General features: G+C 66.4%; 23 protein-coding genes. 16 read left to right on the top strand and 7 right to left on the bottom strand.

What is annotated here, in order from left to right; translation table 11 throughout:
- Position 1: 1 nt before the first annotated feature.
- Positions 2–1,324, top strand: coding sequence for a phenylacetate--CoA ligase family protein (locus tag NY78_RS04335; RefSeq protein WP_043632130.1), 1,323 nt, complete (start codon positions 2–4; stop codon positions 1,322–1,324).
- A 119-nt stretch (positions 1,325–1,443) separates the two neighbouring features.
- Here NY78_RS04335 and NY78_RS04330 read toward each other — a convergent pair whose 3' ends face one another.
- On the bottom strand, positions 1,444–2,835 hold the full coding sequence (locus tag NY78_RS04330; RefSeq protein WP_043632127.1) for a M14 family metallopeptidase: 1,392 nt from the start codon (positions 2,833–2,835) through the stop codon (positions 1,444–1,446).
- Positions 2,836–3,280: 445 nt separating this feature from the next.
- Here NY78_RS04330 and NY78_RS04325 point away from each other — a divergent pair, with 445 nt between their 5' ends.
- The 11 genes from NY78_RS04325 (at position 3,281) to NY78_RS04275 (ending at position 11,065) form a co-directional block, all read left to right on the top strand.
- Positions 3,281–3,883, top strand: coding sequence for an NYN domain-containing protein (locus NY78_RS04325; protein ID WP_043632126.1), 603 nt, complete (start codon positions 3,281–3,283; stop codon positions 3,881–3,883).
- Positions 3,884–4,191: 308 nt separating this feature from the next.
- Complete coding sequence (locus NY78_RS04320) at positions 4,192–4,644, top strand: NifB/NifX family molybdenum-iron cluster-binding protein (RefSeq protein WP_047960027.1); 453 nt, start codon at positions 4,192–4,194, stop codon at positions 4,642–4,644.
- Positions 4,641–5,495, top strand: coding sequence for an Mrp/NBP35 family ATP-binding protein (locus NY78_RS04315; protein WP_043632125.1), 855 nt, complete (start codon positions 4,641–4,643; stop codon positions 5,493–5,495). The genes NY78_RS04320 and NY78_RS04315 overlap by 4 nt, the downstream gene beginning before the upstream one ends.
- The gene (locus NY78_RS04310; protein WP_043632124.1) at positions 5,485–5,973 is read left to right on the top strand and encodes an iron-sulfur cluster assembly scaffold protein; all 489 of its coding nucleotides are present in this window, start codon (positions 5,485–5,487) and stop codon (positions 5,971–5,973) included. The genes NY78_RS04315 and NY78_RS04310 overlap by 11 nt, the downstream gene beginning before the upstream one ends.
- A gap of 33 nt (positions 5,974–6,006) precedes the next feature.
- The gene (locus NY78_RS04305) at positions 6,007–6,339 is read left to right on the top strand and encodes a NifB/NifX family molybdenum-iron cluster-binding protein (RefSeq protein ID WP_043632123.1); all 333 of its coding nucleotides are present in this window, start codon (positions 6,007–6,009) and stop codon (positions 6,337–6,339) included.
- 1 nt (position 6,340) lies between these two features.
- Complete coding sequence (locus NY78_RS04300; RefSeq protein ID WP_043632122.1) at positions 6,341–7,219, top strand: nucleotide-binding protein; 879 nt, start codon at positions 6,341–6,343, stop codon at positions 7,217–7,219.
- On the top strand, positions 7,212–8,111 hold the full coding sequence (locus NY78_RS04295) for an ATP-binding protein (RefSeq protein ID WP_043632119.1): 900 nt from the start codon (positions 7,212–7,214) through the stop codon (positions 8,109–8,111). The genes NY78_RS04300 and NY78_RS04295 overlap by 8 nt, the downstream gene beginning before the upstream one ends.
- A gap of 16 nt (positions 8,112–8,127) precedes the next feature.
- The gene (locus tag NY78_RS04290; protein ID WP_043632118.1) at positions 8,128–8,508 is read left to right on the top strand and encodes a NifB/NifX family molybdenum-iron cluster-binding protein; all 381 of its coding nucleotides are present in this window, start codon (positions 8,128–8,130) and stop codon (positions 8,506–8,508) included.
- Between the two features lie 282 nt (positions 8,509–8,790).
- Positions 8,791–9,045: an FmdB family zinc ribbon protein gene (locus tag NY78_RS04285; protein WP_043632117.1), complete on the top strand. Its 255-nt coding sequence runs from the start codon at positions 8,791–8,793 to the stop codon at positions 9,043–9,045.
- Between the two features lie 2 nt (positions 9,046–9,047).
- On the top strand, positions 9,048–9,413 hold the full coding sequence (locus NY78_RS04280) for a response regulator (protein ID WP_043632114.1): 366 nt from the start codon (positions 9,048–9,050) through the stop codon (positions 9,411–9,413).
- 263 nt (positions 9,414–9,676) lie between these two features.
- Complete coding sequence (locus NY78_RS04275; RefSeq protein WP_043632112.1) at positions 9,677–11,065, top strand: MBL fold metallo-hydrolase; 1,389 nt, start codon at positions 9,677–9,679, stop codon at positions 11,063–11,065.
- Positions 11,066–11,193: 128 nt separating this feature from the next.
- Here NY78_RS04275 and NY78_RS04270 read toward each other — a convergent pair whose 3' ends face one another.
- Together NY78_RS04270 and NY78_RS04265 are read right to left on the bottom strand one after the other, a co-directional pair.
- The gene (locus NY78_RS04270) at positions 11,194–12,102 is read right to left on the bottom strand and encodes a Tim44 domain-containing protein (RefSeq protein WP_053062133.1); all 909 of its coding nucleotides are present in this window, start codon (positions 12,100–12,102) and stop codon (positions 11,194–11,196) included.
- A 215-nt stretch (positions 12,103–12,317) separates the two neighbouring features.
- Positions 12,318–13,268, bottom strand: coding sequence for a hypothetical protein (locus tag NY78_RS04265; RefSeq protein WP_043632107.1), 951 nt, complete (start codon positions 13,266–13,268; stop codon positions 12,318–12,320).
- Positions 13,269–13,459: 191 nt separating this feature from the next.
- On the opposite strand from NY78_RS04265, the gene NY78_RS04260 reads away from it, so the two are divergent.
- Entirely contained in the window at positions 13,460–14,605 is a 1,146-nt protein-coding gene (locus tag NY78_RS04260; RefSeq protein WP_047960025.1) for a two-component system sensor histidine kinase NtrB, read from the top strand.
- On the opposite strand, the gene NY78_RS04255 is transcribed toward NY78_RS04260, so the two are convergent.
- Positions 14,592–14,987, bottom strand: a complete 396-nt coding sequence (locus NY78_RS04255) for a TraR/DksA C4-type zinc finger protein (protein WP_043632104.1) — start codon at positions 14,985–14,987, stop codon at positions 14,592–14,594. The genes NY78_RS04260 and NY78_RS04255 overlap by 14 nt on opposite strands.
- A gap of 292 nt (positions 14,988–15,279) precedes the next feature.
- On the opposite strand from NY78_RS04255, the gene NY78_RS04250 reads away from it, so the two are divergent.
- Both NY78_RS04250 and NY78_RS04245 read left to right on the top strand, forming a co-directional pair.
- Positions 15,280–15,987: a hypothetical protein gene (locus NY78_RS04250; protein WP_043632101.1), complete on the top strand. Its 708-nt coding sequence runs from the start codon at positions 15,280–15,282 to the stop codon at positions 15,985–15,987.
- 123 nt (positions 15,988–16,110) lie between these two features.
- A complete protein-coding gene (locus NY78_RS04245) occupies positions 16,111–17,268 on the top strand; it encodes a sensor histidine kinase (protein WP_043632099.1) in 1,158 nt (385 codons plus the stop codon).
- A gap of 227 nt (positions 17,269–17,495) precedes the next feature.
- Here the strand turns inward: NY78_RS04245 and NY78_RS04240 are convergent, their stop codons facing one another.
- Genes NY78_RS04240 through NY78_RS04230 form a run of 3 tightly spaced genes read right to left on the bottom strand, consistent with a single transcriptional unit; the run spans position 17,496 to position 19,566 of the window.
- The gene (locus NY78_RS04240; protein WP_231583752.1) at positions 17,496–18,356 is read right to left on the bottom strand and encodes a ComF family protein; all 861 of its coding nucleotides are present in this window, start codon (positions 18,354–18,356) and stop codon (positions 17,496–17,498) included.
- Positions 18,353–18,940, bottom strand: coding sequence for a flavodoxin family protein (locus NY78_RS04235; protein WP_043632096.1), 588 nt, complete (start codon positions 18,938–18,940; stop codon positions 18,353–18,355). Before NY78_RS04235 ends, NY78_RS04240 begins: the two co-directional genes overlap by 4 nt.
- Positions 18,940–19,566 carry an MBL fold metallo-hydrolase gene (locus NY78_RS04230; protein WP_043632094.1) on the bottom strand — a complete coding sequence of 209 codons (627 nt, stop codon included), beginning with the start codon at positions 19,564–19,566 and terminating at the stop codon, positions 18,940–18,942. The genes NY78_RS04235 and NY78_RS04230 overlap by 1 nt, the downstream gene beginning before the upstream one ends.
- 188 nt (positions 19,567–19,754) lie before the next feature.
- Between NY78_RS04230 and NY78_RS04225 the strand changes: the two genes are divergently transcribed.
- Complete coding sequence (locus NY78_RS04225) at positions 19,755–22,157, top strand: tetratricopeptide repeat-containing diguanylate cyclase (protein WP_043632093.1); 2,403 nt, start codon at positions 19,755–19,757, stop codon at positions 22,155–22,157.
- Positions 22,158–22,255 lie beyond the last annotated feature (98 nt).

Below are 22,255 nucleotides of genomic sequence, written 5' to 3'. Positions count from 1 at the left end.
CATGCGCGAATGCTTTGAGCCAAAATTCGAGACCATGGACCGCCGGGACTTGGCCCAGCTGCAACTGGAACGGTTGCAGGAGACGCTCACCCGCGTGGCTCGCAATGTGCCGTTGTATCGCAAGCGCTTTGCCGAGCTTGGCGTCGATCCCGAAACCTTCTCCGATCTGGCCGATGTGCGCCGCCTGCCCTTTACCACCAAGGCCGATCTGCGCGAGGCCTATCCGTACGGGCTTTTCGCCGTGCCGCTGCGCGACGTGGTGCGCCTGCATGCCTCGTCGGGCACCTCGGGCAAACCCGTGGTGGCCGGCTACACCCGAAACGACATCAAGGCTTGGTCGCGCCTCGTGGCCCGGGTCATGGTGGCGGCCGGCGTGTCCCGCGACGACGTGGTGCAGATTGCGCTCGGCTACGGCCTTTTCACCGGCGGCATGGGCTTTCACTACGGAGCCGAGACAGTCGGCGCAGCCGTCATCCCGGCCTCCAGCGGCGGCACCCGGCGGCAGGTCACCATCATGCAGGACTACCGCACCTCGGTGTTCGTGGCCACCCCGAGCTACGCCCTGTATCTGGCCGAGACGCTCGACGCCATGAACGTCAACGTCAATGCCTTGAGCCTTCGTTACGGGCTGTTCGGGGCCGAGACCTGGACTGAGGCCATGCGCGCGGCCATCGAAGACCGGCTCAAGGTGACGGCCACGGACAACTACGGCCTAAGCGAAATCATGGGCCCGGGCGTGGCCGGCGAATGCCTGGAAAAAGCCGGCATGCACGTCAGCGAAGACCATTTCCTGATCGAAATCGTCGATCCGGCCACCGGCGAACCGCTGGCCGACGGCGAGGAAGGCGAACTGGTCATCACCACCCTGGCCAAGGAAGCCTTTCCCATGATCCGGTTTCGCACCGGCGACATCAGCCGCATCATCCCCGAGCCCTGCCCCTGCGGCCGCACCATGCGCCGCATCAGCCGCATCCTTGGGCGTTGCGACGACATGCTCATCATCCGGGGCGTCAACGTCTTCCCGTCCCGGGTCGAGGCGCTTTTGCTCGAAGTCGAAGGCGTCACCCCCAACTACCGCATCGTGCTCACCCGGCAGGGCGCTCTGGACCAGGCACTCGTCGAGGTGGAGCCGACCGAAGGCCTGCTCTTCGACCGCGTTTCCGAACACCAGGCCCTGCTCGAAAAACTCGAACGCCGGCTGGCCTCGGAACTCGGCGTCGGCTTGGCCGTGCGCTTCGTCGAACCAGGCAGCCTCACGCGCAGCGAGGAAGGCAAGACCATCCGCGTCGCCGACCGGCGCGGGCTGCTGCTGTCGGGGAAGTAGGGAAGAGGGAAGAGAATCGGGGCGCTGCCCCGGCCCCGCCGGGGGGATCACCCCCGGCCCCCCGGAAAGGGGGTGAGGGGGGATGTCGTGCCGCGAAAGAGAGAAGCGGCAGTGGAAGATCAGCGGCCGAGGTTGATTTCGCCGTTCTTCTTCAGTTTTCGCAGCAGCGCGTCGTCGGACTTGGCCATGCGCGGCGCATCACCCGCAAACGACGCCAGGATCATACCGCAGAATTTCTCGCCCTTGTAGACCTCCACCCGGTAGACCGTGCCGGCCTTGTCCACGGAAAATTCCTTTTTGAGTTCGGCCTTGGTCAGCGTCACCCCGGCCTCGTCGGTCAGGCCCGGCTTGGAAAAACCGATGACATTGACCCGGTACTCTCCGCTCGGCGCGACAGAAAACCCTTTACGCACATCCACCACCTTGCCAAAGGGCACTTCCCGGCGAACGCCGTCAATCTCCATGGGCACGGACGCAAGGGACGAATCGAACTCCATGAACTGCGGGTCAAGCTCGGTGACGTTGGTGTTGCCAAAATAGACCTTGAGGCTCTTGTCCGACGAGACCAGGGCCAGAAGCGGGCTGGCCGGCTGGTATTCCACGGCGCTGTCCTTTTTCAGCGGAATATAGCGCAGCCGTTCCCGGGCATTGCGCAGATCAAGGTAGACCTTGTTGTCGAAAAACGACACGGCCACGTTGCTCTGCAGCGCCTCGGCCACTTGCGGCGCGCCAAGCTCGAAGGTGCGCTCATACTCCACGCCAAAGGACTTGAGAAACGACTCGATGACCCGCAGATGGTAGTAGGAGCGCATGGCCGGCGGCAGATTCTTGCTGCCTTCGATGCCGAAAGCCGGCTTGCCCTGGCCGATGGCGAAATAGGTCAGGGTTTTGGACATTTCCTTGGCGGTTTCGTCATCGAGCGTCTTGGTGTGGGTGTTTTTGACGTGGTAGGCGTGCAGTGGTTCGTACAGATGGTCGTTGGCGGCGGACACGGCCCGCGCGGCCAGCTCCTGCAGATTGCCGAACCGGGTCGTCTCGGCCGACTCCTGGTCGATGATGACCGACTGGCCCCAACGCAGCGGACACTGCCACTCGGTGACAAAGGTCGGGCTGTAATAGCCCCAGCCGTCGTGCAGATGCAGTACGGCCGTCACCTGCTCATCGCGGATGATGGCCTTGATCTTCTGCACGGCCTCGTATTCCGGGTCCTTGGGATCAAGCTCGGCGAACTTGCGGTTCATGTCGCCGTAGACCCCGCGCGAACAGCGGATGATGCTTAAAAAATTGAGATTGGGCACCACCCAGACCGAGCCGGACTTGATCTTGTAGTGGGAAACCAGCAGGGCCGCAGCCGAAAAGCCGCCGGGTTCGTCGCCCTGGATGCCGCCGATGACCAGGATGGTCGGGCCGGGACGGCCGGAATCGAGCTTGTGCAGGGTGAAATCAAGATTGCCGCACAGTGCGGTCGCAGCAGGCAGCAAAAGGAGCAACAAGGCCAGAATGAAACGCATGGGACCTCGACGCGGCGGGGTTTGATGGTTTGACCGTGCCAAGTCTAGCCCAACCGGCTCGAAAAGTCATCTCGCCCCGGGCAGGTCTGTGCCGCATTGGGGCAAACGCCGCCAGCCGGCCTGCGGTCGGGTGTGCGGAAACAGGACGCCGGGGCAACCGCTTTCGCCGCCAGCCCGCCGCCGGAGGCGAACGGGCTGGCGGCGAAAGCCCAACTTCGGCTGGACCGGGAGCTGGCACGGGCAGCGGCGAAGCGAACAAAATCGGAAGCCATGCTCCACGCCCAATCCCCCCGACGTTGGCATAACATCCTACCCATTAATTTTATTGGACATATTTGTCGAACGCCCCCCTTCCATCTTTGGTCCCTTCGCGTATACTGCGTGGAAGCGAATTGTGAAAATCCGCAATTGCCAAGAATGAATTATTTTATAGAAGGATGTACCAATGACCAATCGAAGACTGTGGCTGATTGATGCCGGGTATATGTACAGAGGCCAATCCTACTACAATAGGGAATATAGCATCGACTACGTCAAACTGCGCAACAAATTGGAAGCCGAAAGCCCTATTTGGCGCGCCTATTATCTCAACTCCGTGCCCAATCCCACCCCCGATTCCCAGGTTGCTTTCTACAATTGGATGCGCTCCGCCCCGCCCCAGGGACCGAAAATCATCACCAAGCTCTACGAACTGCGCACCAGCGAAATCGGCGAGCTCTACTGCGAACAGTGCCGTCGCAAGGTTCCCATCACCTGCTCCCATGACCGGACCCATCGCCTGAGCCGCGAACAGCAAAAAGGCGTGGACGTCGGCCTGGCCACCCTGGCCCTGACCCATATTGAGAACTATGACACCTTGATCCTCTCCTCCGGCGACAGCGATCTTTTGGACGCCGTGGAATACATTACGGAAAAAAACAAACAGTTCGAGTTGCTCGTCTTTAAAAACGGCGTCTCCACTGATCTCCAGTGCCGGGCCGACCGCATCTGGTGGATCGACGACTTTGCCCAGGAAGTCGCCCGCGAACCCAGGCCCGTGGCCCCATAGCCCGGACCTCCTCTGTTGAGCCTTCCGGCCGGGACCCTGTCCCGGCTTTTTTTTCGCCCGCATCCGTCATTTTGGGCGAATTATCAGCCCAACGCCCCTCCTCCAGTGGCCCGCCCACCGCCATTGTCCGGCCCACTCCGACCGGACCACAGTTCTTTTCGGGCGATAAATACGCCTCCACGAGGCGTTTTCGGCGAATAATTCGCCCGGAGAAGCCGTCTCCGGTTGTCTCTAAATGACAACATCCTGCCATGACTGACGATAACTTGTTGGCACGGTTCCTGCCTCTTATCGGGCGAGGTTTCGCCATGCCCCCTACGCCCCATGACCGAATGCCCCCCCGATGCCACAGGATCTGCCTGGCCTGCCATGGCGGGCGATTGGCCTCCCTGCTGGAAACGGCTTCGGCCTTTCGCTGTTACCGTCTTGAGGCTGGTCTCCTGTCGGCCGAGGCCGTCTGGGGCATGCCGGCCGACGGACTGCCCGGACTGGCTGCATTGCTGGCCCAGACCGGCGTGGCCCTGCTTGTGTGCGGCGGGGCCACCTGCTGCTGCCTCGCCCCGTTTGCCCGGTACGGCATCGCCGTAGCCCCCTGGATTGCCGGAGATGTGCCCACGGTCATCGCCGCCTTGGCCCAAAACCGCCTCGAAACCCTGCTCGCCCCGGGAGCCAGCCCCGGCCGCCGCCAACCCGGCCGCCAGGGCCGGTTCCCGGGGCGGCCCGGGTGCGGGGTCATCCCTACGGAGTACGAACCATCATGAATGAGCAAGGCCTTCGCGACTTGAATGAAGCAATCGCCCCTCCCCCCAAATCCACCGGACTCGACAAGGTGGCTGCCGTCATCGTCGTCCTGTCCGGCAAAGGCGGCGTGGGCAAATCCACGGTTTCGGCCAATCTGGCCGCCGGACTGGCCATGGAAGGCCTCAAAACCGGGCTCCTGGACGTCGATGTCCACGGTCCGAGCATCCCGCGCCTGTTAAAACTGACCGGCTATCACCCGGAAATATCGGAAAAAGGCATGCTGCCCGTGGAGTGGCATTGGAATCTCGGCGTCATGTCCATCGGCTTTCTGCTGCCGGGCAAAGACGATGCCGTCATCTGGCGCGGACCGGCCAAGGCCGGGGTCATTGCCCAGTTGGCCGAGCAGGTGAACTGGGGCGAGCGCGACGTGCTGGTGGTCGACTGCCCGCCCGGCACCGGCGACGAACCCCTGTCCGTGCTCCAGATTTTCGGCCCCAAGGCCATGGCCCTCATCGTCACTTCGCCCCAGGACGTGGCTGTGGACGACGTGCGCCGCTCGGTCACCTTCTGCCGCCAGATGGGCAACCCGATCCTCGGCATTGTGGAAAATTTAAGCGGCTTTGCCTGCCCGGACTGCGGCTCGGTGCACCACATCTTCAGCACCGGCGGCGGCGAGCGTCTGGCCGAGGAAGTCCAGGTTCCATTCCTGGGCCGCATCCCCATCGACCCGGAAGTGGCCCGTTCGGGCGACGACGGCGACGTCTATCTGGCTGTGGCCGGCAAAAGCCCGGCCGCCCTGGCCTTCAAGGATATCATCGCCGCCGCCGTTCAGGCCGTGGGAGGGAAAAAGGAGACGGCCGATGCCGACTAGCCCCGACGCCGACACCCTGGACATGATGCTCGACGTCTTTGAGGAGGAGCAGCAGGCCGATCTCGTGGCCCGCTTCGGCGAGCGCGGCTACGCCATCTGGCGCGACGCCCCGGACCGCGCCCGGCTGAGCGAACCGACCAGCGTCGGCACGGTCAAGGGCTCCTGCGGCGACACCATTTCCATTGCCATTGCCGTGGCCGGCGAGCGCATTGTGGCCACGGATTTCAATACCGACGGCTGCGCCTCAAGCCTCATCGCCGCCGCCACCGCCGCCCGACTGGCCGCCGGCACCTCGCTCGACGAGGCCGTGGACATCGACGAAGCCGCCATTGTGGCTGCCGTTGGCCGGTTTCCCGACGACGACCGCCACTGCGCCTATCTGGCTGCCGCAGCCGTGCGCGAGGCCGTGCACCACTGGATGATCCACAGCGGGGCGCTGGCCGACGGGCAACACACCGAACAATCGCCTTCTGCCTAGGCCCAGGCCCGAGCAGACGGCACGGAGACCCACATGAGCAAGACAATAGCCATCAGCAGCGAAGGCCCTACCCTGGACGACGCCGTGGACCCGCGTTTTGGCCGGGCCGCCGGCTTTGTCATCGTGGATGGGGCCGGAGCCACCCGCTACATCGACAACGGCGGCTCCCAGGCCATGGCCCACGGAGCCGGCATCGAGGCGGCCCGGCGCATCGCCGAGGCCGGAGCCACGGTGCTGCTCTCCGGCGTGGTCGGCCCCAAGGCGGCCAGCGCCCTGTCTGCGGCCGGCGTGGCCGTGGTCGAGGGCCTGGAAGGGCTGACCGTCGGGCAGGCCGTGGCCCGATACCGGGCCGGCCAGGACGCCTGACATGCTCGTTGCCATTGCCAGCGGCAAGGGCGGCACCGGCAAGACCACCATCTCGGCAGCCTTGGCTACGGTGTGGAGCGAGGCCTTGATGCGGCCCCTGACCGTGGTTGATCTGGATGTGGAAGAACCCAACCTGCACCTCTTCCTGCGCCCGGTCATCCGCCGGGCCAGTGCGGCCAGCCTGGAAATCCCGGTGGTGGACGCGACCGCGCCCTGCTCGGACTGCGGGGCCTGCCGGGAGCTGTGCCAGTTCGGGGCAGTGACGGTCATGGCCGGCAAGCCGTTGGTCTTCCCGGAGATGTGCCACGGCTGCGGCGGCTGTCTGGCCGTGTGCCCGTCCGGAGCCATCAAGGCCGGGACGCGGGAACTGGGCCATATCGAGGAAGGGGCCAGCGGCACGACCGACTTTCTGGCCGGACGCCTGCGCATTGGCGAGTCCCAAAGCCCGCCGCTGATCCGGGCCGTGCTGCGCCGTCTGGCCGCAGTGGCCGACCCGGCCGGCGACGTCCTCCTGGACGCCCCGCCCGGGGTGAGTTGTCCGGCCATGACCAGCGTGTCCGCCGCCGACGCCATCGTACTGGTGGCCGAACCCACGCCCTTTGGCCTCCACGACTTCCTGCTGGCGGTGGAGGCCTTTTCGCCCCTGGGCAAGCCCATGGCCGTGGTGGTCAATCGCTCAAGCGACGGCACGCCCCAGCTTCTGGACCTGTGCCGGGAGCACAAGCTGCCGGTGCTGGCCACCATTGCCGACGACCGGGCCGTGGCCGAGACCTACGCCCGGGGCGGACTCCTCCCCGACGTCGGGGCGCATTACCGGGCCATCTGCCACGAACTGGCCCGCTCCATTGCGGCCTTTGCCAGGGGGGGCAACCATGCGTGAGATCGTGATCTTAAGCGGCAAGGGCGGAGCCGGCAAAACCTCGGTCACCGCCGCCTTTGCCGCCCTGGCCCAAAACGCCGTCCTGTGCGACCTCGACGTGGACGCCCCGGATCTCCACATCCTGCTTGCGCCAACCAACACCCTGCGCGAGGCCTTCGTGGCCGGCCATCTGGCTTCGGTGCATGCCGACGCCTGCGACGGCTGCGGCGAATGCGCCGGACGCTGCCGCTTCGGGGCCGTGGTCCAGACGCCGGAAGGCCACTACGCCGTCAACCCCGCGCACTGCGAAGGCTGCAAGGTCTGCGTGGCCCTGTGCCCCAGGCAAGCCATCGACTTCACCCCGCGCACCTGCGGCTTGAGCGCCGTGTCCGACACCCGCTTTGGCCCGCTGGTCCATGCCCAACTCGATCCCGGGGCGGAAAATTCCGGCCGGTTGGTGGCGCTGTTGCGCAGCAAGGCCAAGGCCCTGGCCAAGGCCCGGGGCCTGGACTTTATCATCAGCGACGGCGCGCCCGGCATTGCCTGCCCGGTGGTCAGTTCCCTGTCCGGGGCCAATCTGGCCGTGCTGGTCACCGAGCCGACCCCGTCGGGAACCCACGACCTCATCCGGGTAGCCAGTCTGTGCGACCATTTCCGGCTGCCAAGCGCCGTCATCCTCAACAAGGCCGACCTCAATGCCGACGAAGCGGCCCGGATCGGGGATTTCTGCGCCGACACCGGCCGCCCCGTCATCGGACGGCTGCCCTACAGCCCCGATGTAGTCCGGGCCATGACCGCCCGGGTCACCCTGCCCGAATACGGCGGCCCCCTGGCCAACACCCTGGCCGACCTCTGGCAGACCGTCGCCGCCCTGGCTGCCGCCCCATCCCGGCCGCAACTGCAACCCCTCTAAAAAAAGGATTACACCCATGGAAACCATCCGTATCGCTATTCCCTCGACCCAGCCCGGCGGCCTTGACAGCGAAGTCGGCGCCCATTTTGGCCACTGCGACTGCTACACCCTGGTCGATGTGGCCGACGGCCGCGTAGCCAGCATCGCCACCCTGGACAACATGCCCCACGTCCACGGCGGCTGCATGGCCCCGGTCAACCACCTGTCCCAAAACGGCGTCCAGGTGCTCCTGGCCGGCGGCATGGGCATGCGCCCGCTCATGGGCTTTGCCCAGGTCGGCATCACGGTCTACCACGGCGGCGACGCCGCCTCGGTCAAAGAAGCCGTGGACGCCTTCCTGGCCGGAACCCTGGTTCCCTTTGACCGCAACCAGACCTGCGGCGGCGGTTGCGCGTAGTTCGTGTGAGAAAAAGAGATGCCTCCGGCGGCCGGGGCTTTGCCCCGGACCCCACCGGGGGGATGATCCCCCCGGACCCCCGCAAATGGGGAAGTTTTCAAGGGATTCTTGGCGTTGGCTGGCAAGCCGGTCGGTTGTGGACCGGGACAGCCTGCACTTGACGGGAACAACCGTTGACCAGGCCCCCCGCCAAGAGGGGAGTTGCGAAAGCGATGTGCACGAGCGCACCATGCGCCCACACGGTCGGAAGGAGTTGTCTTTCCGGCCGAAAATGGAGAAAATATGCCGCTTTATGAAATTGTCTGCGACGCCTGCTCCTTTGCCGGCGAAGTGCTCAGTCCTGGCGTCGCCGACGCCCCGGCCTGCCCCCAGTGCGGCGCGCCGGCCCGAAAACTGCTTTCGGCCACCAGTTCGCTCACCGGCAAGGCGGCCTCCGGCGGCCGGCCCGGCCCCTCCGACCACGGCTGCTGCGGCTCCCGGCCCGGACAGGCTGCCGGTTGCGCCGGTCCCGGCTCGTGCTGCGGCAAGGCGGGTTGAGCATGGCCCATATCCTGATTGCCAGCCACCAGCCCGAGGCCCTGGCCCCGTTTCTTGCCGCCCTGGCCGAGGCCGGCTGCCGGGTGGACCTCGCCCCCAGCGCCAAGGCCGCCCAGGAAGCCGTGCGCCATGAACCGCCCACCCTGTGCCTGGTGGACGGCGACCTGCCGGACATGACGGCCCTGGCCCTGGTCAGCCGCCTGATCGAAATCAATGCCTGCGTCACCTCGGCCGTGGTCTCGCCGCTCACCGACGAGGCCTTCCACGAGGCCGGCGAGGGCCTGGGCATCCTCATGCGCCTGTCCCCCGGCCCAGGGCCAAACGAGGCCAGAACCCTGCTGGCCACTCTGACCACCCTTGGCGGATAAGGACGTCCTCATGGCCACCCTGCGCATCCTGGCGGGCAACCCGCAGCGCCGATCCCGCCCTGGCCTTTGAGCACGGCTGGTCGGTCTGGGGGGCCTCGCAGCGAATCGAGCGCACCCTGGCTGCCTTTGCCGTTAAAACCGTCTATACCGGACACGGCACGGGCGAGGCCGCCCTGGCCCGCCGTTCGGGCGGCCGGCTGCTCCCCACCGGCTGCGGGCAGGCCAGCCCCGTCCAAGACGCGACCGCACGCAAGGAGGCAGACATGTATTTCAAGCAGATCACCACGCCCGGACTGGGCTGTTTTTCCTATGTCGTCGGCTGCCCGGCCGTGGGCGAGGCCATGGTGGTGGACCCCCGGCGCGATATTGGGCCGTATCTGGAAATCGCCCGGGACGAGGGCATGCGGATCACGCACGTCATTGAAACCCATCTCCACGCCGACCACGTAAGCGGCGGCCAGGAACTGCGGGCGGCAACCGGCGCGACCATCCACATCCACCCGGCCGCCGGCGTGGACTACCCCTTTGAGCCGCTGGCCGAAGGACAGAGCATCACCGTGGGCACGGCCCGCCTCGAAGTGCTTTTTACCCCGGGCCACACGCCCAACTCCGTGTCGCTTGTGGTCAGCGATCTGGCCCGCTCGCCCGAACCGGCCCTGGTGCTGACCGGCGACGTGCTCTTTGTCGGCGACATCGGCCGGCCCGATCTGCCCGGCGCGGAGATCCTGGAGGAACAGGTCGAGAACCTGTACCACAGCCTCTACACCACTCTCGGCCGGCTCCCGGCCGACCTGGAGGTCTACCCGGCCCACGGCCAGGGGTCGCTGTGCGGCCGGGGCATGAGCGCCAAGGGCGTGTCCACGCTTGGCTACGAGCGCCGGGCCAACGCCATGCTGGGGTTTGCCGATTTCGCCGGCTTCCAGGCGGCGGTCATGGCCCGGTTTCCGGCCCGGCCCAAGAGTTTTTCCCACATCATCGAGACCAACCGCCGGGGTGCGCCGCTGCTCGACCGTTGCCCCATGGCCCGGGAGCTGTCCCCGGAGCGCTTCGAAGCGGCCATGGCCGGCAAGGACACCGTGGTCATTGACGCCCGGGACGCGGCGGCCTTTGGCGGGACACACATTCCGGGCAGCCTCAACATCGGCTTTGAGAAGCAGCTCGCCAACTGGGTGGGCATGTCCGTGGCTCCGGACTCGAAAATCCTGCTCGTGGCCGAGAACCGGGAGCGGGCCGGAGCCATGCGCGTCGAACTGTTGCGCATCGGCTACGACGACATCCTGGGCCATCTGGCCGGCGGCATGGCCGCCTGGACCCGAAGCGGCCGGCGGGTGGCTTCTCTGGGGCAACTGTCGGTGGCCGACCTGGCCGTGGATCTGGGGAGCGCCACCCCGCCAACGCTCCTTGACGTGCGCACCGACGCCGAATGGGAAGCCGGACACATTGCCCAGGCCGTCCATCAGAGCTTTGCCGACATCCTGGACGGCGGCGTGGACCTGTGCTTTGCCGGCCCGGTGGCCGTGGTGTGCGGTTCGGGCTACCGTTCCAACATCATCGGCAGCGCCCTGGCCGCCAAGGGCTGCACCCAGGTGCGTTCGGTGGCCGGCGGCATGACGGCCTGGACCCGGGCCGGGCTGCCGGTGGCCGTCGGCTGATCGGCCAGCCCACCAACCCCGCCAGCCGGATCAAACGCGAGCGGATCTCCAAAAAAAACCGGGAGAAGGGCACGCCTCCTCCCGGTTCTTTTCCATCCCGTCTGGTTGCAGCCTGCGCCGCAGCCCGGTTAACTGTCCATCTGCTGGATGGCGTCGAGTTTCCAGCTGTCGCCCGGGACGGTTTCCCGGCGCACGAAATGCCAGACCTCGCGCACCTGCTCGGCCTGGCCCGCCTTGGGGTCCTCACGAAGCAGGGTATCGAAATAGGCCGAGGCGATGGTCACCCCGTTTTGGCTGCGCACCTCAAGAAGCTTGGCATCCACGAGCAGCACGTCGGTTGGCGTCGGCGTGGGATCGGCTGCGGCCTGCTGGCGCACGTCGGTCATGAAGGCTGCTGTGGAAAAGGCCTCGATGTCGGCCAGATTGCGCTGGCTCCAGGAGCGTTGCATCCGGGCAAACAGCGTCTTGGCCCCGGCCAGAAACTCCTCGGCGTCAAAGCCCGGCGGGACCGTCGGCCCGGCCGGCGCGGCCTCGGCCCCGAGATTGGCCCAGCCGCCGGCAGCGGCCGCGGCCTGTGGAGTCGGCTGGGCCTCGTAGGTGCGCTCCATGGGACGGCTCATGGCCGGCCCGTCGGCCGCGGCCTGGCGTCTCGAACGCAGGAACTTAAAGAGCAAAAACAAGCCGCCGCCGATCAGCAGCAGATCGAGCAGGCCCGGACCGCCGGCCCCGTGCCCGCCGCCGCCAAACAACATGGAACCGAGCAGGCCGCCAACGGCCAGGCCGCCGAGCATCCCGCCGATACCCGGACGCGAGAAAAAGCCGCCGCCGGGAGTGGCCCCAATCGGATTGGGCCGGGCCTGCTGGGCGCCAAAGCCGTCGGACGGCGCACCCATGCCCGGCCGGGGGGTTGTGGACGAGCTAAAGGACTGGCGGTTGCCAATGGAACTGCCCCCGCCCAGCCGTTTGGCGGCGGCATAGTCCACGCTTGCAAAAAGCAAAAGAAAAACAGCCAGCAACACGCAAGTGGTTCTCCCCACGAAAGGCCTCCTTGGTACGGACACGATACAGACATCCGGGACTCTCTTGCGCCGCCGCCACTCCTGGCAACGCCACGGACATTTGCCGTTTACGTTGCCGGGGAAGCGAGGCCTCGCCGTGCTACGGCCGCTCCCACACAACGGGAGCAGCCGGATTCGGTCTCGGATGATCTCTTATATCAGTCGCCAAGGGGGAGCAGTCAAGGGAAACCGGTCTACATGGAACATTGTTTAGGCGCGAAGCTGACGGCGAAGGCAGAGACAAAGGGGCGCACCGTGAACTGGACGCCGGCCCGGGGGATGACGGCAAAGGGCTTGGCCGGGCCATGGCTGGCCGTGAGCATGTCGTCGGAAAAGGCCAGCAAAAGCGGCGTCAATTCATGATCGCCGTCGCCGCAGATGCTGTCGCGCACCAGCGGGGCCAGCTCCTGGCGTGCGCCGGAGGCCAGGGTGGCGATGATGGTGGAGCGTACGGTGGCCACCCGCACCACCTGCCCGGCCGGGTCAAAGGTCAGGGAGTTGTCGTCGCCGGCAATGCCCACGGCGTCGGGATCATAGGCCCACACCGGCCCGACCGGCGTTGGCGTCTCGACCGGCCGGGCCGGCTCCAGGGAACGCACGCCGCCATCCGGGTAAAAACTCAGGCCCAGACGGACCGGCACCTTGCCGCACGGGGCGCGCACCACGATCTCCTCGCCGGGCCACAGCGTCAGGCTGCGCAACCGCCCGGCCTCGTCAAAGGCCACGGCCACAAACTTTCCGGCAATGTCCCCGATGGGCGTGGCCACGGTCAACACCTCGGCCAGCCCGGCCTCGTCAGCCTCGGTCCAGTAGCCCGACAGCTTGCCGTTTAAGGGAAACACCCGGGCCACGGCCCCGTTGTCGTGGAAGGTGACCAGTTCCGCCGGCAGCGGCCCGACTGTGGTTTCCACCACGGTGCGGGTTTCCAGGGGCACGGACCGGGCCTGGCCATTTTGATGGAAGGTCAGCGGCGGCTTGTACATCCGCCGGGAATCGTCGATGGAGTGCTGGGGCGTGAGCCGGCCGATGGACGTGTCCATGGCACAGGGAGCGGCCACAGCGGCAGCCATCAGGCTGCCGTCGGGGTGGCGTTCCACCAGACCGTCAGTGGGCAGGGGACCGTAGCGGGTGTCGATGGTTTCCATGACTGCGTCTAAGCAAATCCTGGTCCACTTTTTTCTGTCTATAATTTCTGAATGTTACAATACAAGCAGCAGGCCAATGCGCACAAAAGCGTCGGTTGTTCCGACAAAAACGTCGGCGGCCGCCGCCGTCATACGGCCGTAACGCATCCCGCCCATATTTTGTTGCCAATCGACCCCTTGCGTGAGGCCGTATGCTGACCTTTGCCCATTCCAGCTACTTTCATGATCTGCTCGACAGTTTTACCGCCGGGGTAATCATCGTCAACATCCGGGGGCTGGTCTACGCCGCCAATGCCGCCGCCACGGACCTGCTTGGCTACGATGGCCGCCAACTGGCCGATCCGGCCTTGTCGGCGGCCATCATCGCCCGGGCTGACGCCCCCAGGCAGCTGGCCCGGTTCCTGGCCGCACCGCTCAAGCACGGCCGCAAGCCCGAGCCCCTGGCTATGGCCTATGCCCATCCCGACGGCGAGACGCGGCGATTTCGCCTGTCCGGGTCGCTTCTGCTGGAAAACGGCAAGATCTTCGGCATTCTCATCGAGATCACCGACGTCACGGAAATCTACCGCCTGCACGAACGGGAGCGGGCCATGCACCTGGGCATCCAGGCCGCCCAGCAGGAACGCATCAGAGGCCTGGGACAGTTTTCCCTGGCCGTGGCCCATCAGATCAGAAATCCCCTCATGGTCATCGGCGGGTTCACCGGGCGGCTCCTGCGGGGCAAGGCGGCAGACGACCCCGAAACAGCGCCGCTGTCCATGATTCTGGATGGAGCCAAACGGTTGGAGGCTGTGGTGCGGGCGGTATCGGAATACGCCCGCAGGCGGGAGCTTGCGCCGGCCATGTGCGATCCGGCCGACATAGCCAGCCGGGCCTTTGAGGCCGCAGCCCTGCGCACGGGTCTTTCGGCCCGCCTCACCCTGGACGCCTCCATCGGGCTTGTGCGCACCGATGCGGCCTGTTTGACGGAAATTCTGACGGAACTGTGCGCCAATGCCCTGGAGGCCGAGCCCGGGGCGAACGGACAGGTCACGGCGACGGCAACCGTTTCCATCACCTTCGCCCGCACATCGGACGCGGTGGCAGTGGTGGTGGCCGACAACGGCCCCGGCCCGGACGACGCCGCCCTGGCCTATGCCTTCGACCCCTTTTACACCACCAAGGCCGTGGGGGTCGGCATGGGGCTGCCCATTGCCAGACGCCGGGCCGAGGACCTGGGCGCGCGCCTCAGTCTGGGCCGCTCCGCCTTGGGAGGCGGGGCGGCCCGGCTCGTCCTGCCCCAACCGGAGCAGGCTGCCGCCGTCCGAATGACGCCGGCATCGGCTACTCTTCCATAAAAACGGAATCACCCTTGGCCGAGTGCATGTAGGGGCGACCCATATCTTCCAGCAAGGATTTGCAGTGGACACATAACGTGGCTGTCGGCTGGGCCCGAAGACGGGCCAGACCAATGTCTTCGCCGCACTCCTGGCAGATGCCGTATTCGCCTTCCTTGACTCGGGCCAGGGCTTCATGGATCTCGCCAATAAGCTGGCGGTCGCGCTCACCCATTAAAAGGGCCATATGGCGGTCGGATTCCACAGTCGCCCGGTCCGCCAGATCGGCACAGACTGTCTCTTCCCGAGCCATTACATCCAGCGATTCCCTTGACTTGCCCTGTAATATTTCCAGCATGTCGCGCAGCACTTCACTGAACCGATCAACGTCAAGATGTCCCATGGCGTTTCTCCCTTGGTGTCAGTTGTAACACAGTTCTCCTGGGCCGTCCCACAGAAACTGTATGTTCGCCTTTTGCCCGGGATATTTGAAACCGCGGTGACAGCCGTGTGGAGACTGCGTGACGCTGGCCGAAGTCCCCCTCCCTGGCGGCAAATTCTGCCGCCTTATTTTTTAGATCATATAAAATCAGTATGTTACAAATAAAACCACTGTGGCAGGCTTATTGCTACCTCTGCGGCCAGACGGTCCCCTCCCTTTGGAGGCGGGCCGAACTTGCCGCCCGGAGGCGTTTATGGCCACCTCAGTCAACACCAGCGATGTCGTCAATTGGGCCTACCAGTACAGTCTGGCCAGCGCGAAGCTCTCGACAGCCCAGAGCGCTGCCAGCTCTTCGGCCACCAGACGCTCGGACATCGCCACGGCCCAGGCCGATTTCAACGCCACCATGAAAAGCCTCGTGCCTGCTGCGGCCCAGTCAAGCGTGCAGTTCCAATATTTCGACGCCTATACCAATTACAATACCGCCCTGGCCGGCGCTTCCTCTGAAAAGGAACGCCAGGCCGCCATGAACGGACTTCTCACGGAACTGAGCGGCATCACCCTGCCAACGCCGACCTCTTCCACCCTGGACGCCCTGGTCACCGACACGCTCAGTGCCCAGAAGACCAACCTGTCCAACGCCGCTGCCGGCGTCAAAGCCATGGCCGCCAGCGCCGCCAAGATGGCCTCCAACGCCTCGGCCGCCTGGAATGCGGCCATTGCAAGCAGCGCCAGCGCCCTCAATTCCCAGGCCACCAGTATGACCGATTCGCTCAAGAACCTGTTCGCCTCCATGGGTCTTGACGCCTCGACCATCACCACGCCAACGGCCAGTGTCTCACCCACCTCGGCCTTTGCCGCCGGCTCGGCCACGGCTGCGACGAGCGGTACCCCGGGGACCATTTTAAACGCCGCCCTGATCGGATTCCTGACCGCCAGCGAGGCAGCCAACAGCAGTTGACGGCCCAGGGCCGACCGGGAAGCCCGCTCCGCCCTGGCTGTTTCTTGGGGCTTTACATTGCCGGCGGTCTTCATAATGATATAAGGCGGCATCTCTCACGGACCAAACGCCAGGAGCCGTCCCATGGCCGCCAAGCCCGCCCCGACCTGTTTTGCCCCGTCCGAACGGGCTCTGAGCGACGAGATCGACCGACAGTTCTTGGTCCTCTCCACCCATGCCATCCCGGTTGTCTTAAACGCCATTCCCATCATCGCCATGGTGCTCAACCGCCACCGTCAGGTGGTCCACGGCAACCGAAAATTCATTGATGTGCTGGGCATCGGCGACATCCGCGAGGCCCTTGGCAAACGTCCTGGCGAAGCCTTTCGCTGCGTCCATGCCGCCGAGCATCCCGGCGGCTGCGGCACCAGCGAATTTTGCGCCCACTGCGGGGCCGTGCGCTCCATCCTGCTTGGGCTGGCCGGCCAGGACAACGTCCAGGAATGCGCCATCAACCGGGATACCGGCTCCGGCATCGAGGCCCTGGATCTGCGGGTGTCCTCGACGTTGGTTCATCTCAACGCCGAGCAATACCTGATTTTTTCCATAAATGACGTCAGCCACGAAAACCGGCGACGCACCCTGGAACGCCTCTTTTTCCACGACATGTTAAATACCGTGGGCGGCATCCAGGGACTCATGGAATTCATGGTGGAGGAAGCCCCACAGGAGTTGCAGGCCGATGCCCGGCTCATTTACCGGGCCGTCTCCCAGCTCACCGATGAGATCAGCTACCAAAAGCAGCTGCTTGCCGCCGAGACCAATGAACTGGAAACCAACATCACGCCCCTGCGTTCGGAGGACATCCTCGACGTGGTGGAAGCCACCTTCCAAAGCGGTGAACAGGCCCGGGACAAGCGCATCGAACGCTGCGACAACTGTCACGACGTCATTTTTTATTCCGATCCGGTGCTGTTGCGGCGGGTGGTGGGCAATATGGTCAAAAACGCCCTGGAGGCCACGACCTCGGGCGGGGCCGTGCGTCTGGGCTGCTCGGTCGATCGGGATGCGGTGGAACTGTGGGTGCAAAATGACGGGGTGATCCCCCGCAGCGTGCAGATGCGCATCTTCAGCCGGTCGTTTTCCACCAAGGGCGTGGGCCGCGGCCTTGGCACCTACAGCATCAAATTGCTCACCGAACGCTACCTTGGCGGCCGGGCGAGCTTCACCTCCGACATGGAGCACGGCACTGTCTTTCGCGTCCGCCTGCCCCTGGACCCGGGCGGCCACGGCGACGTCTGATCCCGGCGCTTGGCGCTCAAAGAGCCCCCGCCCGACCGGAGTGCAGGGGATCGGCACGAGGGGTTCGCGTCAAACGCATGCATGGACTGCCCTGGCTCGCAGCCGACCGGATGCCCAGTCTACGCCAGCCCCCCTTATAAAACTTCTTCCTTTGCAGGGGTCCGGGGGGATCATCCCCCCGGCCGCCGGAGGCCTCTTCCGCCTTCTGTCTTCATCCCCGGCCGCCCTTAGCGGGCCACCACCGCCACGTCCACCCGGGTCGCCCCGGCCAGGCGCAAGGCCCGCGCCGCCGTCTCCACCGTGGCCCCGGTGGTCATGACGTCGTCGATTAAAAGCACATGCCGTCCGGCCACCAGCCGGGGCTGCCCCTCGAACGCCCCGACCAGATTGGTCAGACGCTGGCGGCCCGGCAACTGGCTTTGGGGGATGGTGTTGCGCACCCGCACAAGCCCCTGGGCGCACACCGGGCGCGAAAGTTCCCGACCAAGCAGCCGGGCCAGTTCCAGACTCTGGTTAAAGCCCCGCCAGGACAGGCGGCGGGGATAAAGCGGCACCGGCACCAGGCAATCCGGCGCGCCGGCGTCCATGGACCCGCTGCCGCTTCGTCCGGCCGCACGCAGCCAGGCCTCGGCCAGAAACCCGGCCAAAAGCCGGCCCTGGCCAAGACGGCCGCTGAATTTGAACCCCAGCACCAGCTCACGCAACAGCCCCTCGTAGCGGCCGTGGAAGGCAAACCCGTCCCACACCCGGCCGTTTTGGCGACACTCCAGGCAAAGCCCGGGCAGGGCGTCGGCATCGGCCGCAAAGGCGCCGCAGCGCGGGCAATACCCGCCGAGCCGGGGGGCCAGCCCCGGGGCGCAGGCCGGGCACACCGGACTTTTTTCCCCTTCTCTCCCCCCGCTCCTGGCCCCGGGTTCGGCCCAGGCCCCTTCCCCGCCGCCGGCCCCGGCCAAGAGGCCCCGGCAGACCTGGCAGCGATCGCACAACGGCAGGAGCACCCGGCCCAGACGGCCGGCCAAAGCGGCCACATCAGCCAGACAGGCCCGGCCGGCCGTCAGACCAGCCCGACAGGCCGGCACGAGCCTCACTGCCCGGCCGCCTGCCCGGCCGCGACAAACCCGGCCAAGGCCGCAGCCTGGCCGGCCAGATCGCCCGGAGCGTCCAGGCCGCGCACCAGCACCGGCTCGGCAGGCACAAAGCCGAAGGGCCACAGGAAATATTTGAGCGTCAAAAGCGCCCCCTCAAAAAGCCGCTCCCCCTGGGGCCGGCCGGCCACCAGCAGGGGATAGGCCGGCCGGGCCGGCAAGGCCTTGCCCGCTTCCCCGGCCGCCGCCCGGATCTCGTAGCGACGCTGGGCCCGGTCGATGAACGCTTTGAACAGGGCCGGCACGTGGTAGAAATAGATCGGCGCGGCAAAGGCGGCCAGCGGCGCGGCGTCCAGGGCGGCAAAAAGCGCCTGGGCCGCATCGCCCTCCCGGTCGAGCGGACAGCGATGCCCTGCCCCGGCACAGGCCCCGCAGCCCCGGCAGGGGGCCACGGCATGCTCGCGCAGGGCAATCACCCTCGGCCCGGCCCCGGCCCGGGCCAGCCCCTCGGCAAAGGCCAGCCCGGCCGTGTCGGAATTGCCGCCGGCCCGGGGACTGCACAGGAAAACCACCGGAGGGCCGGGCATCACTTGGCGAATTCCGAGAAAAACGGATTGTGGCGCTTTTCATCGCCGACCGTCGTGGCCGGACCATGGCCGGGGTAGACAAGCGTCTTCTCCGGCAGGGAAAAGATCTGGGACACAACGGCCTCGATCAGCACATCGTAGTCGCCGCCGGCAAAATCCGTGCGGCCGATGGACCGGTAAAAAAGCAGGTCGCCGACAAAAACAGCCGCAGCCTCCGGGAAATAATACGACCGGCTGCCCGGGGAATGGCCCGGAGTGGCCAGCACCCGGCAGGGCTGCCCGGCAAGAATCATCTCGCCCGGGGCCACCGGCTGCCAGTCAAAGGGGTCGACCAGGGGCAGGCCCATGAGTCCGCCACGGCCAAGCTCCGTATCCATGAGCATGGCGTCTTCGGCCCCGGCCAGGACCCTGGCCCCGGTCTCGCGGACCAGGGCGGCCACGCCGTAGAGATGGTCGCAGTGCAGGTGGGTCAGGCAGATGGCGTCCAGGGTCAGGCCGCGGGACTGCATCTGGGCCAACACCGGGCCGGGATTGCCGCCGACGTCCACAGCCAGGGCGTTTTGGCCAAAAACAGCCAGGTAACAATTGGTCTCAAGCGGTCCCAGAGGAAACGAAACAATATCCATGCAAGCCTCCGCAATGGCGATGCGGGAAGCGCCTGTCGGGGCCGCGCGGGCCGGTCCGGGGCGCACGTCTTCCCGTTGCCTGGGTCTGCCGCGACTTGCGCCAGGGCGTCAAGGCCGGGGGGAGCCCTTGTTTTCCCGGCCCGGGGGCGCTACACGTTCCCGGCCTGTATACGAAACGGGAGAACGCCATGCCTGCCGCCGCCTTGACCCAGCACGACCTGATCGCCCACGAACATTTTTTACGCGACATTTTCTCCCGCTTCCTGGCCTTTAAAACCCACAGCCTCTATTTCCCCAAATCCGCCGACGACGCCGTAGCCGCCGGATTCGGGCCGGATTTCGCCACCGCCGTTTCGCTGCCCGGCGAACGCCGGGTCATGGTGCCGCTTTGCGCCGAGGGCAGCCTGCTTGGCGTGTTCGTGGCCCGGGGCGCAAGCCTTGGCGCGCCGCGCACCCTGCTTCCCCTGTTGCCGCGCATCGCCGCCATGGCCCTTGGCCAGTTGCGCCTGACCCTGGCGGCGGCCACCGACAGCCTGACCGGGCTGGCCACCGGCGGCGCGCTGCTGGCCGCCGTCACCCGGGAAATCGAAAGCGTCCAGGACCGCATCCTGCCCGGCGCGGCCAGCCTCGTCGATCCCGGGCTGTCGGGCTGGCATGGCGGGTTCGGGCTGGTTGTCCTGGATCTCGACCATTTCAGCCGGGTGGCCGGACGGTTCGGCTTTGTGACCGCCGAGGATGTGCTGGCCCGGGCCGGAGCGGTCATTGGCCGGCTGTGCCCCGAAGGCGGGGTGGCGGCCCGGCTCCACGACGACCTCTTTGCCCTTTTTTTACGGGCGGCCTCGGCAGTGAAGTGCCGGGAGACGGCCGAAGCCGTGCTGGGCGAACTGTCCCGCACCGCCTTCCCCATCCCGTCCATGGGCGAGTCCCTGACCCTGTCGGCCAGCGCCGGCTGCGTCACCTATCCCCAGGACGTACGCGGCGGCCAGTTTGCCGCCTCGCCGGCCGAACAGGCCCGACTGCTCGTCCACAAGGCCAAAAAGGGACTGGCCGTGGCCAAGGATCTTGGTCGCAACCAGGTCATGCCGTACAACCGGATTTTGCCGGAAGGCGGGACGGTGTTGGAAAATCTGCCCATGGCCCGGCTGGCCGTCAGTCTTGGCCGCTGGGTGGAGGCTGAGGCCGGACAACGGTTTCTGGTCTGGTCGCCGCGCCTGGAGCGCACGGTGGACGTGCGCACGACCGACGGCCAGCGCCTAAGCGGCCGCACCCCGGCCACGATCAAGGGCGAAATCGTGCTGGTGGAAGTGGGCGAGGACATGGCCTTTGCCGAGGCGCTCCATCTGGCTGACCCCGACCTGCCCCTGGAACCGGGCGACCGACTGGCCCTGGTCCCGGAAACCGACGACGAGGCAGGCGCCGTCCCGGCCGGACCGCCGCGCAAGGACCCGGCCTCGGGCCTCTACGGCCACCGCGATTTTCTCCGGGCCACCGCCGCCGACCGGGAAAAACGCCCGGCCTTTGCCCAGGCCCTGATCCTGTTGCCCGAAGTGGCCACCCAACGCCGCCCCGGCCGACCGGCCGAGGTCGATATAACCGAAGCGGCTGGCCTTTGCCGCCAGTTTTTCGGACCCAAGGCCGTGGGGGGACGCTTCAGCGCCTCCAAGCTGGTTTTTTTCCTGCCTGAGCGCAGCCCGGAAGCCCTGGCCGAAGCGGCCGAAAAACTCATGGCCGCCCTGCAGGAGCACCTGGGGCTGACCGCGGTGACCGGCATCGCCGGCTACCCCTGCCTGGACTATGCCCGGGGCGATGTGGCCGAGAACTGCCGCAAGGCCCTTAACCATGCGCTGCTGTTGCCCAAGGAGCCGCGTCTGGCCGTGTTCGACACCCTGTCGCTCACCGTCAGCGGCGACCGCCATTTCGCCCTGGGCGACATCTATGCCGCCATGGAGGAATACAAGCAGGCCCTGCTTGCCGACGAAACCAACGCCCTGGCCCGCAATTCCCTGGGCATCTGTCTGGCCCGCCTGGGCCGGCTGCCCCAGGCCCGGGCGGAATTCACCCAGGTCATCAGCCGCGACGGCAAAAACACCATGGCCCTGTACAATCTCGGCTGCGTCCTGCAACGCCAGGGCGACCCGGCCGCCGCCCGAACCGCCTTTCAGAAATGCCTGCGGGCCAACCCCGGCCATGTCTCAAGCCTGCTGCGCCTGGGACGGATGGCCGAGGAGTCCCGGCGTCTGGCCCCGGCCCTGAAATATTACCGCCGGGCCGCCGCCACCGGCAACGCCCCGGCGCTCACCCTGCGCCATCTGGCCCGTCTGGCCCTGACCCGGGGCCGCCTGGACGAGGCCCGGGAGCATCTGCACCAGGCTTTGCTCCTGGACCCCAAAGACGCCTTTTCCCTCCAGCTCATGGCCCGGCTCTATCTGACCGAGGGCGAGGACCCGGCCATAGCCGAAGCCATGGCTCGTCAGGCCGTGGCCCTTCGTCCGGAGCGCAAGGAATTCTGGGTCGAGCTGTCCCAGGCGCTGGCCGCCCAGGGCCGCCACGACGAGGCCAGCGCGGCCAGCGCCCGGGCCGAAGGGGTCTAACGCCGGCCGTCTCCCTGCCCGGCTTCCCATCAGGCCGCCCGCCGCCCCTGTCCGACCCTGGCCGCCGGTCCCGTCCCGCTCCGCCCAGCTGTTTTTTG

The sequence above is a fragment of the Desulfovibrio sp. TomC genome (assembly GCF_000801335.2).
Classification (GTDB): Bacteria; Desulfobacterota; Desulfovibrionia; order Desulfovibrionales; family Desulfovibrionaceae; genus Solidesulfovibrio.
This window is presented reverse-complemented; position numbering and strand designations above follow the sequence as displayed.